Genomic DNA, 17,599 nt, shown 5'->3' with positions numbered 1-17,599 from the left:
AGGTTGAAATTTACAGTAAGTCGTTATGATGTATTCAGATTAGAGATAAGGGAGTGCAGTAAACAAATGAAAAAAGTAATTTTAGCAACTGTTTCATTAGTACTAGGAGTTATATTATTAGCAGGATGTCAGTCAAGTGAAGGAAGTTCCGGTAAAGGAGCTAACAAAGATTGGCCTGAAAAATTAACTGTTGTAACGATGCCCGATGAAAATAATCCAGAAGCTGGTGGGAAAAACGAAGCTTTCCAAAAAGCAATGAGTGAGTACATCGGTATTCCTGTTGAACAAATGGAAGGTGGAGATTATGCTGTTGGGATTGAAGCGATGAAAAATGAACAGTTAGATGTGTTACTTGTTTCACCAATGAGTTATTTCCAAGCAAAACAAAGAGTGAATATAGAACCCCTTGTAACGACAAGCAGTGTAGGTGCAGAAGTCTATAAAACAGTATTTGTTACTAAAAAAGATAATAAAGAGATTAATGAACTAAAAGATTTAAAAGGTAAAAATTTTGCTTTTGTAGACCCAGCGTCGTCATCTGGTTACATGTTTCCAAAATATACACTAGTTAAAGAGTTAGAGTTAGACCCAAATAAAGTAGAAGAACCTAATTACTTTTTTGAAACAGTGGCATATTCAGGAAAACATGATTCAAGTTTAATGGGAGTTGTTAAAGGTGACTATGAGGCAGCAGCAGTTGCAGGACAAGTCATTGCTATGATGGATAAAGCAGAATTAGTTGATAAGGATGAACTAAAAGTAATTGCCGAAACAGATGAGATTCCAAATCCTTCATTTGTTGTTAGAAAAGACTTACCAGAAGATTTAAAGAAAAAAATTAAAGAATTCTACTTACAATATGAAGATGAAAAATTCTTTGAAGCCTTTTATCAAGATAAAACAGTTAGATATGTTGAAGCGAAAGAATCTGATTACGATACGGTGAAGGATATGATTGAAACATTAGGAATTAAAGGAGAGTAGTCATGACACCTATTTTAGAGTTGAAAGAAGTTAAAAAAGAATATAAAAACCAACATGTAGCTTTAAAAGGAATTGATTTAACTATTAACGAAGGTGAATTTGTTGTCATTATTGGTCCATCTGGAGCAGGGAAATCGACTTTAATTAGAACAATTAACCAATTAGTAGAGCCAACATCAGGTGAAGTTATTTTTAAAGGAAAAACGTTAACTCATTCTAGTAAAAAAGAGTTAAGAGAATACCGTGCCAAAATTGGAATGATTTTTCAGCATTATAATTTAATCAATCGTACCAATGTCCTAAAAAATGTTCTTCATGGTAGGTTAGGTCAAGTCTCTCTCTTAACGAGTACACTTGGATTATATTCTCAAGAAGATAGACAATTAGCTGTAGAGTTATTAAAAACTGTTGGATTAGAAGAACATATGTATAAAAAAGCGGGCGAATTATCTGGAGGTCAGATGCAGAGAGTAGGGATTTGCCGAGCGATTATGCAAAAACCTGATTTAATTTTAGCAGATGAGCCGATAGCATCTTTAGATCCTAAATCATCTAAAAAAGTAATGTCACATCTGAAAGCAATAACAGAAGAACGGGGGTTAACTTGTTTAGTAAATTTACACCAAGTAGAAATTGCTAAAAAATACGCGACAAGAATAATTGGCGTCAAGGCTGGAGAGATTGTATTTGATGGCCTACCTTCAGGATTAACACAAGACGTTATTGCTCATATCTATGATACGCAGGATGATGAAATTGAGGTTATGGAGAATGAACCTTTTGTTGTAGTGGAGGAAGGTGTCTATGGCTAACTTAGATTCTTTGATGTTAATTGAATTAACAGATAAAAAGCAATTTAAACGGAAATTAACATTCGTATTAACAGCTTTTGTCGTTGGTTATTCATTTGTTTACTTACAGGTAAATCCGATTTCAGTTTTAGTGGCTTTTCCTGAAATTTTTAGTTTTTTAGGAAAGGAATTTTTTCCACCAAATTTTAGTCATATTGATAGTTATGTACCACTCATTATTGAGACAGTCCTGTTTGCTGTAGTTGGTACCTATATTTCTGCTATTCTAGCTTTTATTTTCGGATTGTTAATGGCTGAGGAGATTAATTCTTTAGCACCTGTTAGATTGATTGTTAGAATGTTGGTCTCTTTCATTCGGAATATTCCAGTTCTTGTATGGGCGTCTTTATTAGTCTATATTTTTGGAATTGGAAACATGGTTGGTTTATTAGCTTTGATTATAGCGACTTTTGGTTTTTTAGCTAGATCCTATGCTGAGGAGATGAATCATATTGCGGGAAGTAAATTGGAAGCTTTAAAAGCGACAGGCGCCAGTAAAACGCAATTAGTCATTCATGGATTACTACCTGAGTTTTATCCTTCATGGATTAATTGGACATTGTTTTCTTTTGAAATTAACATTCGTGCATCAGCTATTCTAGGTATGGTAGGAGCAGGTGGTATTGGTATTATGATTCAAACCAACATTCGATTATTTAAGTACCAAGAAGCAAGTGCTTTAATTATTGTTCTTGTTATCATGGTTTTATTAATTGAATTCACCGTTAATCGACTGAGAAAGATTATCTTATAGGAGGTAAAAATGGAACAAGCAATTTATTTAACACCACCCAAAAATAAAATAAAAATAGTTGTTTCAATTATTGGAGCTACACTTCTGTTTTTAGTGAGTGCTTTTTACTTAGAGTTAGATTTTGTAACTTTTTTTGAAAGAGGTGCTGAAGCAGGAAATGTTATTAGTAATTTTATGGTTATTAATACACAAGATATAGGAGAAATAAGTGCTCAATTATTAGTTTCAATCGCTATGGCAATCGCTTCATTGTTAATTGGTATTTTACTTTCTTTCATCTTTTCTATTTTAGGAGCATCTAATATCGCACCGTCTAAACTACTCTCAACTTTTATTAAAAGTGGTGTTTCAATTATTAGAGCTATCCCTTCTTTAGTGTGGGTATTAATGATTGTTGCAAGTCTTGGATTTGGAAGTGTAGCGGGTGTTGTAGGATTAGTTTTTCCAACAGTGGGTTATTTAACTAAATCCTTTATTAGTAGTATTGAAGAAGTCCCAGAAGAGATGATAGAGACGATGCGAGCAACAGGAGCCAGTTGGTTACAGCTTGTTTTTGAAGGGGTTTTGCCTAATGTATCGCAAGCTTTTACGACTTGGATTGCTATTCGTCTTGAAGCTAATGTAGCAGAATCTATCTCACTTGGTATGGTAGGAGCAGGTGGGATTGGAACTGTGTTATCAAGGGCTATTAGTAGTTATAATTACGGGAAAATCTCCATGTGTATCATATGCATTTTTATGACTATGTTGTTGTTTGAACTAAGTATGGGACAAGTTAAGAAAAAACAAAAAATAGGATAGGTGAAAATATGTTATATAGAAATCGATTGGTACTAGAAACAACTTACAATACACGTGAGTTAGGAGGTATTCCAATTGGCTTTGATTCAGCTGTTAAATGGGGACAGTTATTACGAAGTGACGATATTTCTTCTTTAAGTACTAAGGATATAGAAAAACTACAATCGTATGGAGTAGATACTATTATTGACTTAAGAACGAAAGCTGAGAGAGAAGAAACAGGTTATATTCTTGAAAAGAATGACTCATTTAAAAAACATTATATCTCATTAATGATTGCAGATGATGTTCAAGATATAACACAATCTGATACAGAGATGAATCTAGGGGATTTTTATTGTGAGTTATTAGATCAAGGAAAAGATATGATTAAGGATATCTTTAATGTTTTTAAAGACTCTACAAACAATGGTATTTTATTTCATTGTGCTGCTGGAAAAGATCGAACAGGAGTTATCTCTGCCTTGATGTTGAATTTACTAGGAGTAACAGACGGAGATATTATAGCTAACTATGAAGTAACTTACTCTCATTTATCTAAGAATCCAGATTTTCAAGTGCCAGAAGAATATGCTCATTTAGTTAACTCTAAAAGAGAGCATATGGAACGCTTTTTAGATAAATTACGGGCAGATTATGGAAACTTAAGAAATTATTTGTTAACATGTGGACTAACTGAAACAGACATAAATCAAATTATTGAAAAATATATTGAAATTGATTAGTAATTATTAAACTAAAAAGAAGGTTGCTTAGGTTAGCAACCTTCTTTTGGTTTTATGAAATAGTTTCTTTAGATCCAGCTTTTAGACCAACGAATAATAGAATAAGAGTCGTTGCCAGTAGTAGAATCAATGAGGATTGCCATGAATTTGTTAAATCATGGAGTAAACCAAAGAGGAAAGGACCAATGGCAGCAAGAATATAACCAACTGATTGAGCCATACCTGATAAATCAGCAGCACTTTTAGCACTAGTTGTCCGTAGATTAAAGAACATCATCGATAAACTAAAAGCAATACCACCCGCAATTCCAATAAAAATGATAGCTGTTGTAATAATGAAGCTATTTGAAAACATTAATCCACCAATTCCTAAAAAGAATAATAAGAAAGATAGGCTAACAAGAGATTTTTGATTCTCTTTTTTCTCTGCAATGATCGGAATAATGAAGGTTGTAGGTAGTAAAGTTAACTGTAGTAAGGACAGCATACCACCTGATTTTGAACTTGGAATACCTTGGCTAATTAACATTTGAGGTAACCAAGCAACTAGTACATAAAAAATAAAGGATTGAATTCCCATAAATAAAGAGATAGACCAAGCTAATTTTGAATGCCACACAGATACATTAGAAGTAGATTCAACAATGGTCGTTGTTTTTTGCTTTCTTTTCATCTGAGGTAACCATCCGATGAGACCTAAGAGAGCAAATAGTATCCATAGACTAAGAGCTTGATTCCACGTCCATCCAAGTTGTTGGATTAATGGAATACTAACACCAGAAGCAATAGCACCTGTTAGGTTCATGCTTACTGAATAAATCCCTGTTACTAAACCACTATTTCCTTGGAATTCTTTCTTCACAATACTAGGAATTAACACGTTACCAATAGCAATTCCACAACCTAAGATAATGGTTCCTAAAAATAGGGTAGGTATACTAGGAATATAACGAATGCTTAATCCTAAAATAATGAATAGCAAAGAACCAAGTATTGTTTTTTCAGTTCCGAATTTCCGTGCTATTTTAGGTGCTAAAGGCGATACTAAAGCAAAAGCAATCAATGGTAAAGTAGTGATTAAACCAGCTTGTGCTCCAGTTAATGATAATTCTTCTGTAATGATTCCAACTAAAGGACCAACAGCAGTGATGGGAGCTCTTAAGTTGGTGGCGATTAAAATAATTGCTAACAGCAATAAATAATTTAATTTGTGTTTCATATAAAATTCCTCTCCAAAAAAATAAAACATATAATATAATATGTCTTTGCATATTATATTATATGTTTTTGTATTTGACAACCACATTTAATAAAAGGTCTTGAGAGGAGTGATTGATGTATTCATGTGTATTACCTGAATCAAAGTTGATACTATCATAAGCTTTAAGATGATAAGATTTATCTCCGACTCTAAGTTCCAACTCACCACTCATAACAGTAATGATTTCTTTAGAATCTCTTACTTGATGAGAACGTTTAGTAGCTGATTCTCCTTTTAGGCAGACTCTAAAAATTTCAATATCATCTTCTTGAAAAATTGGTTGAACAAGCCATCCTTCTTTTAAATCATTTGTAAAGTAAGGTGGTGCTTCTTCTAAACTAGAGATTTCTTTTTCAGTATGAGAGTAACCTAAGAGTTTAGTTAATGGCACATTTAAAGAGTCTGCTAAACGCCATAAACTATTTAAAGTTGGGTTAGAACGGCCGTTTTCGATATTGCTAATCGTGATACCACTAACATCTGATAGTTTGGCTAACTCTTCAATAGTTAATTTTTTTTCTTTTCTAATTTGTCTTAATTTAATTCCAATTTCATCATTGAAAGGATTTTTTTTTCGTGTTGGCATTAATCTTTTACATCTCCCGTATTGATAACTGGTTGTGTTCCTTTATCAGTGATAATTGAAACCAGTAAGTTATTAATCAATTGAACACGTCTATCATCTGTAAAATGAATATCTTGACCGTCTTCAATTTGTTCTAAGGCCATTTGAGTCATTGATACGGCTCCCTCAACAATAGTTTGACGAGCTGATAAAATGGCACGAGCTTGTTGACGTTGTAACATAGCACTTGCAATTTCAGTTGCATAAGCTAAGTGATTTAACCTAGTTTCGATAACTTCAACACCAGCAATCGTTAAGCGTTCTTCTAACTCAATTTTTAATTTTTCAGATACTTCAGTGGTATTTCCTCTAAGGGTAATATCTTCAGCATCAAAGGTATCATAAGGGTACTGAGAGGCAATATGTCTTAAAGCTGTTTCACTTTGAATTGCCACAAAATCACGGTAATTATCAACAGCAAAGAGTGCTTTAGCAGAATCAACTACTTTAAACACAACCACAGCTGAAATTTCAATGGGATTTCCATCAGAATCATTTACTTTTAATAAAGCTGTATTAAAATTTCTAACCTTTAGAGAAATTGAAATCTTTTGAGTCAGTGGAGTAGTAATAAACAGACCATTTTCTTTAATTGTTCCTAAGTACTTACCAAAGAAAAGAATGGCTTTTGCTTGGTTAGGACTAACGATTGTTAAAGAACTAAGAAAGAAACCAGAAATAATCCACAGTAGAGCGCCTAAAATCCCCATCAGAATAGATTCTTTGATGATGGTTAAGTAGATAAGACCACCACCACCTAACACCATAATAAGTAAGATAAAAAGACCTAAATAACCATTAACATGAAACGTATTTTTTTCTTTCATTTTTTCACTCCTTTTATAAACTTATGTTAGTATAAACTCTTTCATAAGACAACTATTTTACAAAAAAAACAGCTATCTTTTTATTAAAGAGATAGCTGTTTGCGGTAATAAAAACTACCGGATAATGAGAATAGAAGACAAATAACAAAAAAGACAATCATTGAAAGTGGATTAGATGAGAAGCCACCAATGACAATAATTAAACCGCCAATTATAGCAAATATAGGTGCTACTAACCCTGTAAAGGCATTTGTAATGATTTTTTGTTTATATAATGATAAGACTTTAACGTAGAGAATCATGTAGAATAAATAACCAAAAACAATAGCAATTTCACTAATATCTCCAGTCGACATAAGTTCAAATTTTTGTGTTAAATAGTGAATGGAGAACCACATAAGAGAACAAACTAAACTAATGAGAGCTGAATAATTTTTGAAAAAACCTTTTTGATTGTGTTGCGTTACATTAGCTGAATAAGGAATCATGTTTTTAGTTGCTAGGGCATAAGGCATACGAATATGTCCTAGAATAACACCATTCACAACTCCTAACATAGAAATTAAGATAAAGAGTAAGATAATAACTTCGCCACTTTTTCCTAATAACATGTAGCCAATCTCAGTAACAGCACCATTTCCAGTTGATAAAATATACTCAGGTCCTAAAATATGAGTCATTCCTAAGAAGTAAGATAAGTAAACAAATAACACAATGATTGGCGCAATGGTTAATGCTAAAGGCATTGTTTTTTTAGGATTTTTAACTTCACCTGAGATACTTAAAGAAATAGCCCATCCATCATAAGAAAAAGCTGTTGGTGCAAGAGCTGCTAACCAACCTATTCCAACGTTACTAACAGGCACTCTTTCAACGTTTGCAGGAATCTCTGGATAATCTTTTGTGAAAAAGATAGCAATAAGTCCTACACCAATTAGTGGAATTAATTTAGCAATGGAAGAAATCACTTGGAATCTTCCTCCTAAAGTAGAAGATAAAATGTTGATTCCATAAAATAGTAATAAATAAAATAAACCAATTGCCATTTGTAAGTCTAAATTATCTGGCAAGCCTAATAATAAGCACGTGTAAATACCAGAGGCCCATGCAACAACGACTGCAATAGTAGGATAATAAAGAAATGTTTGAAACCATCCAACAGCACTAGCAATAGATTCAGAATAAAATTCTTCGAAATAGGCAACAATGCCACCATTTTTGTTTGAACGAGCAGCTAGATTCGTTAAGGAAATACTTCCAAATATGATACTAAAGGCTCCAATAATAAAAACTAAAGCACCAAGAACTACATTTCCACCAGTAAATCTTAAAATATCATCAACTTTGAAAAAAATACCAGAGCCGACACATATTCCAACAATCATCGCAGTGGCGGTCCATAATCCATATGTTTTATTTTGATTGATAAAAAAACCTCCCATATGATTTTCTATAAGGAAAAATATACCATATCTAGTACTCTAAAGAAATATAAAAATAACGTTTAATGTAATTGTAAGATATGGTTAGTGTTTATTTCTAAACTATTCAGTCTTTGTGTGATGTGTTAAACTAGATAAGAAGAACTTAATTAAAAGGAAGTGAAGAAATGAATAAAAAAGAAATAATTAGTAACATTGTCTGGTTTGGTGGTTTAATTATTGTTTTATTTTTATTACGAGCTTATGTTTTTACACCAACTAATGTTTCTGGAGATTCAATGAATCCAACAATGGTAGATAGAGAACGAGTTATCGCCTTAAAAAAATCAAAAATTGAACGCTTTGATGTTATTACATTTCCAGCACCAGATAATCCTAAAAAGAACTATATAAAACGAGTGATTGGTTTACCAGGAGATACTGTGGAATATAGAGATGATATTCTTTATATTAACGGCAAAGAATACAAAGAACCTTACTTAGATGAATACAAAAATAATCCTACAGAAGAAACAGTTCGATACGGTTTACCTTTAACTCAGGACTTTAAGATGGAAGACGTATTAGGTGTTCAAAAGGTTCCAGAAAATCAATTATTTGTTTTAGGTGATAATCGTCAAAACTCAAAAGATAGTCGAATGATTGGTTTTATTAATGAAGACGATGTTTTAGGAGATGTAAAATTTGTTTTTTGGCCACCAGAAAAATGGGGCATGTTTAATAAATAATAAAGATAAAGAGGTTGAGGCAATTATGCCCAGCCTTTTTGTTTTCAGTTATTTTATCATTGAAATTATGCTAAACTAAAGCTAATAAGCAAATAGAAAGGGATTGTGATTGTGAGTATTCAATTTATATTAGGAACAGCAAATGAAGAACATACAAAAGAGTTAGTTTGTATGGCCGATGAGTGGCTCAAGCAGTCAAGTGCTCATGAAGTTTTTTATCTCGTCCCGAACCATGTGAAATTCGAGACTGAGATTCACGTGTTAAAAGAGTTAAGTGAGAGACCGAGTTATGCTAATTGGGAAAACATGGTGAGTATGAATTTACAAGTATTCAGTTTTTCAAGGTTAGCATGGTATTTTTTGCAAAATACTGCTAGCTATCAAAAACAAACCTTAACGCCAACAGCTAAATATATGATATTAAAACAAGTATTAATAGAAAGTGCTGCTGATTTGAGTTTATTTCAATTTGAAATTGATAAGCCAGGCTTTGTCGAGCAATTAGTAGATTTATTTGATGAGCTTCAAGAAGGATTCGTGACTTGCGAGGATTTAGAAGTTTTATTAAAAGAGTTGAAGCAAGATAATTCTCATTCAGATGAAGCGGTTAAACTAAGTGATATTCAAAAAATTTATGCTAATTATTCAGAAAAAATAATTGAACTCAATAGTGATGGACATGAAATTTTATTATCCTTAGCTGAGTATTTGAAAGAAAAAGAGATGCAACATGTGATGATTATTGTCTCTGGGTTCTCTAATTTTACAGCTTCAGAAAAGCAATTAATAGAAGCTTTAATGTTAAGTGCTGGAGAAATGAAAATCTCACTCGTCTTAGATAAAGGGTATCCTCATAATCAGCCAGAACCTTTTGACTTATTTTATAATACAGGCAATTTATATCATGAGTTGTATCAACTGGCGAGAGGGAAAAAAATACCTTTATTATTTGATCATAAGATAAATAAGCGAAAAAAAGAAAAATTAGCTGTCTTGGATGAAGTATGGCAAGACAGTCAAAAAATATCCCCATCGAAACCTACAGCTATTGAAAACCCAGATTGGTTAGAAGTTTGGAAGTGTGATGATCCTTATACAGAGATGGTCTCTATGGCAAAAGAGGTTAGACGGTTAGTTGTAGATGAGGGGTACCGTTACCAAGATATTATGATTCTCACAAGAGACCTATCTCTTTATGAAAAAGTGCTAGGACCAGTGTTAGATGAAAATAAGATTCCTTATTACTTTAACCAAGAGACTGAAATGAAACATCATCCATTAGTTGAATTTATTAGTTCCTTGTTTAATATGAAAAAAAATTATTATCAATATAAGGATGTACTACGTTTTTTAAGGTCTGAGATTTTTTCGCCAATTAGCCTGGAAGTAGATTCATTAGAAGACTGGCAAAAAGAGCAGAAAAATTTAAGGAAAGCTATTGATTATACAGAAAACGTGGTACTAGCATACGGCTTTAGTGGTAGTGATTGGATTAAAGAAAAAGATTGGAAATATATCTATTACCAATATGAAGGTGAAGAGCTTACCGTTGATAAAGAGCGTGTCATTCAAGACACATCAAATGAGGTGAGACATTTAATCAAAGATCATGTGGGACAATTTTTCAAACAATTAGATCAAGTAATCTTAGGTAAAGAAGCAAGTTTTTTATTATATGATTTTATGATTCAAGCTGGAGTGGAGAAACAATTAACCTTTATGCGAGACTTAGAATTAGAACGAGGCAATTTAGTAAAAGCTAAAAATCATGAACAAACTTGGCAAGCTTTTATTTCTTTACTAGATGAATATACTGAGTTAATGGGTGAGTTTGAATTTGTGTTAGAAGATTTTGTTCAAGTCATAAAAGCAGGATTAGAAGGATTGACTTATAGTAAAGTGCCCACAACTTTAGATCAATTAGAAGTAACTTCTATGGATTTAGTTCGCGCCAAAAAAAGTAAAGTTACGTTTATCATTGGGGCAACGGATCAACAAATCCCTCGGAAAATTGAGAATAAAACGTTATTAACAGATGAAGAACGAGGATTAGTTAAGGAGTATTTACCTTTTGATAAATATTTAAAGAAAGATCGACAAGGTGACTTAGCAAGAGAACCATTTGTATTTTATCTCTCTTTACTATCTGCTACAGATAAAGTGATTTTAACTTATCCTAAAAGTAGTGATGGTGCCAAAGAATTAAAAATTTCACCTTACTTAAATATACTAAAAAAACAATTTAAATTAGAAGAACATAATAAAGTAGTAGGCTTTTATGAAGGGCAAGAGGTAACTGAAAATAATTTTTCAACGGATGATGTTTTACTAAGAGAGTGGTTGTCGTATAAAAGAACTATTATCGACGAAAAAGCACAGGTTCCGTGGTTATTCAATCAACTTGAAAAGAGGCTTTTAAAAGAGTTACCTTTTAAAACAGAACGTTTATTAAGTAGTTTGACACATCAAAATATTCCTGAGAAATTGACACCAGTTTCTGTTGAAGAGTTGTATGGTGACACGGTTTATGCGTCTGTATCAAAAATTGAAAATTTCTACAAATGTCAGTATAAGTACTTTTTGATGTACGGATTAGGACTGAGAGAAAGAGATCAATTTGAGCTATCTCCAGCGGCAACAGGAGACTTTTATCATGAGGCACTTGATCAATTTTTCAAAGAAATTATGTCTGAGCAATATATATTAAGCCAAATGACTCAAGAAGAAATTAATAAAGTGACAGAACAAGTTCTTCAAAAAGTGTTAGGACAAGATAAATTTGGCATTTTAAACACGACTAATCGAATGAATTATATTAAGTACCAACTCTCTCAAACGATTCAGCGAGTTGGATGGAATTTGAAAAAGCAAAGTGAACGCAGTAACATGTCAGTTATTCAAACGGAAGTATTATTTGGTCAAATACTGCAAGATAAAGGACTAGCTAGTCTTGATTTTGAATTAGGGAACAAAAAGAAACTAAAAGTTCGTGGAAAAATTGACCGAATTGATAAAATGACAGTTGAGGAAGATATTTACCTATCTGTTATTGATTATAAATCAAGTAAACATAATTTTGATTTTGTCGATGCTTATTACGGGCTAGCTTTACAAATGGTGACCTATCTCAATGTTGCTCTTAACAATGCCGTTAGCTTAGTAGGAGAAGAAGCTAAAGCAGCTGGCGCATTCTACATGCAGATTCAAAATCCAATTATCACTGCTAGTGAAAAAATAGATGAAGAATCTTTAGAGGAAGAGTTGCTCAAAAGTTTTAAATATGAAGGTATATTAACAAATGAAGAACGGGTTCTTGAGCTACTTGATAAGACAATGGAGCCAGGTGTTAAATCTTCAGTCTATCCATATCAACAATTGAAAAAAGAAACCATGAAATCCTCTCAATTTGTATCAGAAGAAGAGTTAGATTGGTTACTTAAAAATAATCAAAGTAAATACGAAGAAGCAGGAAAAGCTATTTTTAGTGGAGAAACTAATCTAAACCCAGCTTATAAAAAGCAAAAAAGAATTGCCTGTGAGTTTTGTCCTTTTAGAAGTGTCTGCCAATTTGACGTGATGTTAAAAGAAAATAATTATCATCGTATTGAAGAAATTAATAAAGAAGATGTCATTCATCCTAAGGAGGTATCAGAAGATGAGTAAACATAATATACCTCTAAAGCCAAGTAACAGTCACTTTACTGATAAACAGTGGCAATCAGTCTATGATGGTGGCGATAATCTCTTGATATCTGCCTCAGCTGGGTCAGGTAAAACAACTGTTTTAGTAGAACGTGTGATTCAGCATATTAAATCAGGCATAAATGTTGATGAATTACTGATTGTTACCTACACAGAGGCTGCAGCAAGAGAGATGAAGCAGAGAATTCAGGTAGCCATTCAACAAGGAATCACCGAAGAAGTTGATTTAGAAAAACGTCAGCACTTAATTGCGCAACTGAGTTTATTGCCAACAGCGCCTATTAGTACCTTACATGCATTTTGTTTAACGGTTATTAGAAAATATTATTATTTGATTCATATCGACCCGGTTTTTAGGTTGTTAACAGATGAAACGGAAATAACCTTACTTAAGGAAGATGTTTGGGAAGAGTTGCGAGAAAAGTTGTATGGAGAGAATCAAGAAGCCTTTTATCAACTAACAGAAAATTTTTCTAATGACCGTAATGACAATGGACTAACAAAACTTATTTTTTCATTGGCTAATTTTGCCCAGTCTAATACAGAGCCTAAAAAATGGTTGGAAGGTCTGTCAGAACATTATGCAGTAACGGGTTCGATAACAGAAAGTAACTTGTATCAGACTTTAATGAAGCCTAGTTTAATAAAGGAATTATCCTTATTAGTAGATAAGTCAGAAAGTTTGATTCAGCAAACTACTGGTGAGCCTGATTTTGAGAAAACATTACCTATTTTTGAATCAGACAAAGCATTAATTTTACAAGTGTTAAAACAAATTGAAGTAGATGATTTAGAGGGAAGTTATCAAAGTCTTTTAAATAATAAATTTGCAACAATTAAAGGACCAAGTAAAAAAACAAGTCCTGAAGAAGTAATGGAACATTACGAGAGTCTAAAAAAAGAACGAGACATTATCAAAAAAGAATTGGGAACGATAAAGAAAAATTACTTTAGTTTATCACCTGAAAAAATGTTATCTCTTATTAAAGAAGCTAAGCCTCTAGTTGAAGAGATGGTGGCTGTTTGTTTGGCTTACTTAGATGCTTTCAAAAAACAAAAAGAGCAAAAAAATCTAGTTGATTTTAATGATTTAGAACATCTCACTTTAAGTATTTTAAGACAAGAACAGGAAGGACAATGGCAAGCATCAGAAGCCTCTACTTATTACCGCCATAAATTCAAAGAAGTATTAGTGGATGAATATCAAGATGTCAATCGTTTACAGGAAGGAATTCTTTACTGGCTAAGGCGTCCTGAAGAAAATCAAGGGAATTTATTTATGGTAGGAGACGTGAAGCAATCGATTTATGCTTTTCGTCTTGCAGATCCTACGCTCTTTATCGAAAAATATGAACAGTATGCAGATGAAAAAGATGGACGTCGTATTATCTTAGCTGAAAACTTTAGATCACGTGGCAGTGTTCTTGATTTTACTAATCTAATCTTCACTCAATTAATGGATAAAGAATTAGGACAAATTGAATACGATCAAAGTGCTGAATTAATAACGGGTTATACAGGATATCCTGAGAGTTCTCTACATGACACAGAAGTTTTGATTTATGAAAGTGAAACGGATAAAGAAGAAGAATTAGATGCTGAGTTAACTTTTGAAATTGAAGATAAAACAGAAGGGGAACTTCTGTTAGTTGCACAAAAAATTAAATCATTAATTGCTTCTGAATTTCCGATATATGATAAAAAAGCACAAGTAACACGATCAGTCACTTATAGTGATATTGTGTTACTTAGTCCAACCAAAAAGAATAATTTAGTTATTTTAGATGTCTTTAAGGAATTTGATATTCCTTTATTAATTAATGATACACAAAACTATTTCCAAGCAACGGAAGTCCGGATTATGGTTGCCTTACTTCAATTGATTGATAATCCTTATCAAGATATTCCGTTAGCTGCAATCTTAAGATCTCCAATAGTAGGAGCAAAGGAAAATGATTTAGTTAAAATTAGACAGTTTGATACTCGCGGTTATTTTTATGAAGCTTTAGAGACGTACTTAGTTAATGAATCTTCGGTAGATATCTTGTATAACAAAATCAGTGAATTCCATAAGCAATTTAATCACTGGCGTGAATTAGCTAGACAAGAAAAACTAGTTACTTTAATTTGGAAAATTTATCAAGATACAGGTCTTTTAGAATATGTGGCAGGAATGCCTTCTGGTAAACAAAGGCAAGCTAACTTACATGCTTTATATGATAGAGCGGCTGCTTATGAAGAGATGAGCTTTAAAGGTTTGTTCCAATTTATCCGTTTTATCGAAAAAATGCAGGCTAAAAACAAAGATTTAGCAGAACCAAATCAAACTGGTGAAGAAGAGGATGCTGTTCGAGTGATGACCATCCATGCCAGTAAAGGATTGGAATTTCCAGTTGTTTTTGTTTTAGATATGAATAAACAATTTAATATGACAGATATTAATAATCAATCCTTTATTTTTGATGAAGGACTAGGGGCAGGAATTAAGTTTTTAGATAGCGACAGTCGAGTAAAATACGAAACATTACCATACGTTTTAATTCGAGAGCAAAAACGAAAAAAACTCTTAGCAGAAGAGATGAGAAAGTTATATGTGGCTTTAACAAGAGCCGAAGAGAAACTCTTTTTAGTTGGCTCGTATAAAAATAAAGAGGCTGCTCTAAAAAGTTGGCAAGACAATGTCACATCTGACCATCGTGTCTTATCTACAAATGCTAGGTTAGCTCAAAGAAGTTTACTAGGATGGGTTGGATTAAGTTTAGTCAGACATCCTCAGTTTATTAAAGACTATCCAGAAGTTCAAACAACACCTTTAAAAGGATTAGGAGAAATACCTGTGTCTTTTAAAGTTCAATTTGTTTCAAAAGACGACCTACAGTTAGTGAAGGAAGAGAGCGACGTTGTTAGTGAAGAGTTAAAAGTTACAACTAAAGCGGATCCTCAACTGTTGAGAAAAGTAGTTGATCGTTTATCTTATGAGTATCAGGATCAATCTGCAACTACAACAGCTAGCTATCAGTCTGTTTCTGAGATTAAACGCCTATTTGAAGATCCTGATATGAAAGAGTTAAAAGTTTTAGATTTTGTTAAGGCTGAGGAGAGTAAAGGAAACCGAATAGTGGGAGATGAATTAGCTAAACCTAATTTTTTATCTCAGAGAAAAACAGTTTCTCCTGCTGAAATAGGAACAGGAACCCATTTAGTTATGCAAATGCTAGATTTGTCTCAAACGCCAAGTGAGCAATCAATTGATAGTCTTATAAATGGATTGATTGAAGATGAGGTCCTTGAAAAAGAAATCGGTGAAAAAATTGATAGAGAGATGATTATCACCTTTTTTGAAAGTGACTTTGGTCAGTATTTAATCAGTAACCATCAATCTTTAAAAAGAGAACAGCCTTTTTCATTATTGTTAAGTGCAGATACCATCTTTAAAGATTTCAAAGGAAAACAATCTGATAAGTTATTAGTTCATGGGATTATTGATGGCTTTATTGAAACTGAGACGGAATTAATATTATATGATTTTAAAACGGATTATATGTCAAAAAATCCTTTATCAGAAGAAATAGAGAAGGTTAAACAAAAATATGTAGGCCAACTAAATTTATATAAACAAGCTCTTGAACAAGTCAAACAACAAAAAGTTACATCTGTAAAATTAATTTTATTAAAAGGGAACCATCAAATAGAAATGAGCTAACTTTAAGAAAACGCTAGTGAATTAAATAGAATAGTGGTAAAATTTGTGTATACAAAAGGAGGGGAAGTTATGTATAAAACATCAGGACAATTGAAACAAGAAGCAAGAAATAGTTTGCAAGGGCGTTGGAAAGAAGCGGTTATTTTAAATTTAGTCCCGTCCCTTCTACAAATGATTTCTATGTTTTTAATAGGACTATTAGTCGCAGGAATGTTTTTCTTTATTTCAATGTTTGCAACAAGTTCAAGCTTTGAATCATTCGAGAGTCAAAGTAATGTTGGTAGAACTAATATTGAGCAAATGTTTGACGAAGACTTTTTTGAAGATGAGGTAGATAGTTGGTATCAAGAATATAATGATGATTATTCATCATCAAGTTCATCAATTGCCAGTGCAGCAGCATCTGCAAGCTCATCATCATTTATGGCACCAATCATGAATTTAGTCATTTCATTTTTAATGGTAGGTATTTCTTTTACATTCTTAGATGTTGTTAGAAGAGGTAAAGATCAGTCTATGGAATTTAAAGATGCTTTTAGAGTGTTTAATGGCATTGACTTTATTCCAATCTTTTTAATTAATATTTTAACGTATATCTTTACGGCGTTATGGTCACTGTTATTTGTTATTCCAGGGATTATAAAAAGTTACTCTTATTCTCAGTCTTACTTTATTTATAAAGATTTGGCAACACACAAAGATGTCAGAGGAATGGGAGCAACAAGCTTTATCTCTGAAAGTCGTGATTTAATGCATGGACATAAAGGAAGATTGTTTTGGTTGGATGTCAGCTTCATTGGATGGTACTTATTAGGATTTTTAACTTTAGGTATCGGTTTATTATGGATTAATCCATATGTAACAACAACTAAAGCAGCCTTTTACAATGACTTAGCAAAGGATAAATATTTATCTTTTGAAGAAGTTGAAGAAGAAGACGAAGAGTGGACAAGTTTTTAAAGAATGAGATAATTCTCATTCTTTTTTTATTATATTGAAAGTGATTAATCAATAATATTTAAGAATAGTAGAGTAATATACATACATACCAATTATCCCGAATTGGTTTTTCATACTTAACTCTTACCGAGAGAGTGAAATAACAACCTTCATTTCCGCTAAAGCGACGGCTTTAGTGGTTTTTTTTTATGTTTTATTTTATAATAGAAACATACGTTCTTATTAGGAGGAGTTAC

At 32.5% G+C, this 17,599-nt stretch carries 13 protein-coding genes; 9 read left to right on the top strand and 4 right to left on the bottom strand.

All coding sequences use genetic code 11. From position 1 onward, the window contains the following. Window positions 1-66 precede the first annotated feature (66 nt). Genes ACODH8_RS07595 through ACODH8_RS07575 form a run of 5 tightly spaced genes read left to right on the top strand, consistent with a single transcriptional unit; the run spans window position 67 to window position 4,115 of the window. Window positions 67-984, top strand: coding sequence for a phosphate/phosphite/phosphonate ABC transporter substrate-binding protein (locus tag ACODH8_RS07595; protein ID WP_332464712.1), 918 nt, complete (start codon window positions 67-69; stop codon window positions 982-984). Window positions 985-986: 2 nt separating this feature from the next. Further along, on the top strand, window positions 987-1,796 hold the full coding sequence (phnC, locus tag ACODH8_RS07590) for a phosphonate ABC transporter ATP-binding protein (protein ID WP_332464713.1): 810 nt from the start codon (window positions 987-989) through the stop codon (window positions 1,794-1,796). Further along, on the top strand, window positions 1,789-2,589 hold the full coding sequence (phnE, locus tag ACODH8_RS07585; protein ID WP_332464714.1) for a phosphonate ABC transporter, permease protein PhnE: 801 nt from the start codon (window positions 1,789-1,791) through the stop codon (window positions 2,587-2,589). Before phnC ends, phnE begins: the two co-directional genes overlap by 8 nt. Before the next feature lie 9 nt (window positions 2,590-2,598). Beyond that, window positions 2,599-3,390, top strand: coding sequence for a PhnE/PtxC family ABC transporter permease (locus ACODH8_RS07580; RefSeq protein ID WP_332464715.1), 792 nt, complete (start codon window positions 2,599-2,601; stop codon window positions 3,388-3,390). An 8-nt stretch (window positions 3,391-3,398) separates the two neighbouring features. Continuing rightward, window positions 3,399-4,115, top strand: coding sequence for a tyrosine-protein phosphatase (locus tag ACODH8_RS07575; RefSeq protein WP_332464716.1), 717 nt, complete (start codon window positions 3,399-3,401; stop codon window positions 4,113-4,115). A gap of 52 nt (window positions 4,116-4,167) precedes the next feature. Here ACODH8_RS07575 and ACODH8_RS07570 read toward each other — a convergent pair whose 3' ends face one another. From ACODH8_RS07570 to ACODH8_RS07555, 4 genes are all read right to left on the bottom strand, one after another. Continuing rightward, window positions 4,168-5,334 (bottom strand): MFS transporter, encoded by a 1,167-nt coding sequence (locus tag ACODH8_RS07570; protein WP_332464717.1) that lies wholly within the window; start codon window positions 5,332-5,334, stop codon window positions 4,168-4,170. Window positions 5,335-5,392: 58 nt separating this feature from the next. After that, window positions 5,393-5,962 carry an XRE family transcriptional regulator gene (locus tag ACODH8_RS07565; protein ID WP_332464718.1) on the bottom strand — a complete coding sequence of 190 codons (570 nt, stop codon included), beginning with the start codon at window positions 5,960-5,962 and terminating at the stop codon, window positions 5,393-5,395. Continuing rightward, window positions 5,962-6,828 carry an SPFH domain-containing protein gene (locus tag ACODH8_RS07560; protein ID WP_332464719.1) on the bottom strand — a complete coding sequence of 289 codons (867 nt, stop codon included), beginning with the start codon at window positions 6,826-6,828 and terminating at the stop codon, window positions 5,962-5,964. Before ACODH8_RS07560 ends, ACODH8_RS07565 begins: the two co-directional genes overlap by 1 nt. An 83-nt stretch (window positions 6,829-6,911) precedes the next feature. Beyond that, window positions 6,912-8,270, bottom strand: a complete 1,359-nt coding sequence (locus ACODH8_RS07555; protein ID WP_332464720.1) for an APC family permease — start codon at window positions 8,268-8,270, stop codon at window positions 6,912-6,914. Window positions 8,271-8,437: 167 nt separating this feature from the next. Here ACODH8_RS07555 and lepB point away from each other — a divergent pair, with 167 nt between their 5' ends. From lepB to ACODH8_RS07535, 4 genes are all read left to right on the top strand, one after another. After that, the gene (lepB, locus tag ACODH8_RS07550) at window positions 8,438-8,998 is read left to right on the top strand and encodes a signal peptidase I (protein WP_332464721.1); all 561 of its coding nucleotides are present in this window, start codon (window positions 8,438-8,440) and stop codon (window positions 8,996-8,998) included. A 111-nt stretch (window positions 8,999-9,109) separates the two neighbouring features. Beyond that, on the top strand, window positions 9,110-12,661 hold the full coding sequence (locus tag ACODH8_RS07545) for a PD-(D/E)XK nuclease family protein (protein ID WP_332464722.1): 3,552 nt from the start codon (window positions 9,110-9,112) through the stop codon (window positions 12,659-12,661). Then, complete coding sequence (addA, locus tag ACODH8_RS07540; RefSeq protein ID WP_332464723.1) at window positions 12,654-16,403, top strand: helicase-exonuclease AddAB subunit AddA; 3,750 nt, start codon at window positions 12,654-12,656, stop codon at window positions 16,401-16,403. Before ACODH8_RS07545 ends, addA begins: the two co-directional genes overlap by 8 nt. Window positions 16,404-16,472: 69 nt before the next feature. Continuing rightward, window positions 16,473-17,363 carry a DUF975 family protein gene (locus ACODH8_RS07535; RefSeq protein ID WP_420517654.1) on the top strand — a complete coding sequence of 297 codons (891 nt, stop codon included), beginning with the start codon at window positions 16,473-16,475 and terminating at the stop codon, window positions 17,361-17,363. Window positions 17,364-17,599: the final 236 nt, after the last annotated feature.

Origin of the sequence: Vagococcus fluvialis (assembly GCF_048815235.1) — a bacterium.
Classification (GTDB): Bacteria; Bacillota; Bacilli; order Lactobacillales; family Vagococcaceae; genus Vagococcus.
The sequence above is the reverse complement of the archived record's forward strand: the minus strand, read 5'-3'. Positions and strand labels throughout refer to the sequence as shown.

What these genes read in the sequence shown, in the direction of transcription:
- ACODH8_RS07595 (WP_332464712.1), top strand. Translation starts at nt 67, where the DNA reads ATGAAAAAAGTAATTTTAGCAACTGTTTCATTAGTACTAGGAGTTATA.
- phnC (WP_332464713.1), top strand. Translation starts at nt 987, where the DNA reads ATGACACCTATTTTAGAGTTGAAAGAAGTTAAAAAAGAATATAAAAAC.
- phnE (WP_332464714.1), top strand. Translation starts at nt 1,789, where the DNA reads ATGGCTAACTTAGATTCTTTGATGTTAATTGAATTAACAGATAAAAAG.
- ACODH8_RS07580 (WP_332464715.1), top strand. Translation starts at nt 2,599, where the DNA reads ATGGAACAAGCAATTTATTTAACACCACCCAAAAATAAAATAAAAATA.
- ACODH8_RS07575 (WP_332464716.1), top strand. Translation starts at nt 3,399, where the DNA reads ATGTTATATAGAAATCGATTGGTACTAGAAACAACTTACAATACACGT.
- ACODH8_RS07570 (WP_332464717.1), bottom strand. Translation starts at nt 5,334, where the DNA reads ATGAAACACAAATTAAATTATTTATTGCTGTTAGCAATTATTTTAATC.
- ACODH8_RS07565 (WP_332464718.1), bottom strand. Translation starts at nt 5,962, where the DNA reads ATGCCAACACGAAAAAAAAATCCTTTCAATGATGAAATTGGAATTAAA.
- ACODH8_RS07560 (WP_332464719.1), bottom strand. Translation starts at nt 6,828, where the DNA reads ATGAAAGAAAAAAATACGTTTCATGTTAATGGTTATTTAGGTCTTTTT.
- ACODH8_RS07555 (WP_332464720.1), bottom strand. Translation starts at nt 8,270, where the DNA reads ATGGGAGGTTTTTTTATCAATCAAAATAAAACATATGGATTATGGACC.
- lepB (WP_332464721.1), top strand. Translation starts at nt 8,438, where the DNA reads ATGAATAAAAAAGAAATAATTAGTAACATTGTCTGGTTTGGTGGTTTA.
- addA (WP_332464723.1), top strand. Translation starts at nt 12,654, where the DNA reads ATGAGTAAACATAATATACCTCTAAAGCCAAGTAACAGTCACTTTACT.
- ACODH8_RS07535 (WP_420517654.1), top strand. Translation starts at nt 16,473, where the DNA reads ATGTATAAAACATCAGGACAATTGAAACAAGAAGCAAGAAATAGTTTG.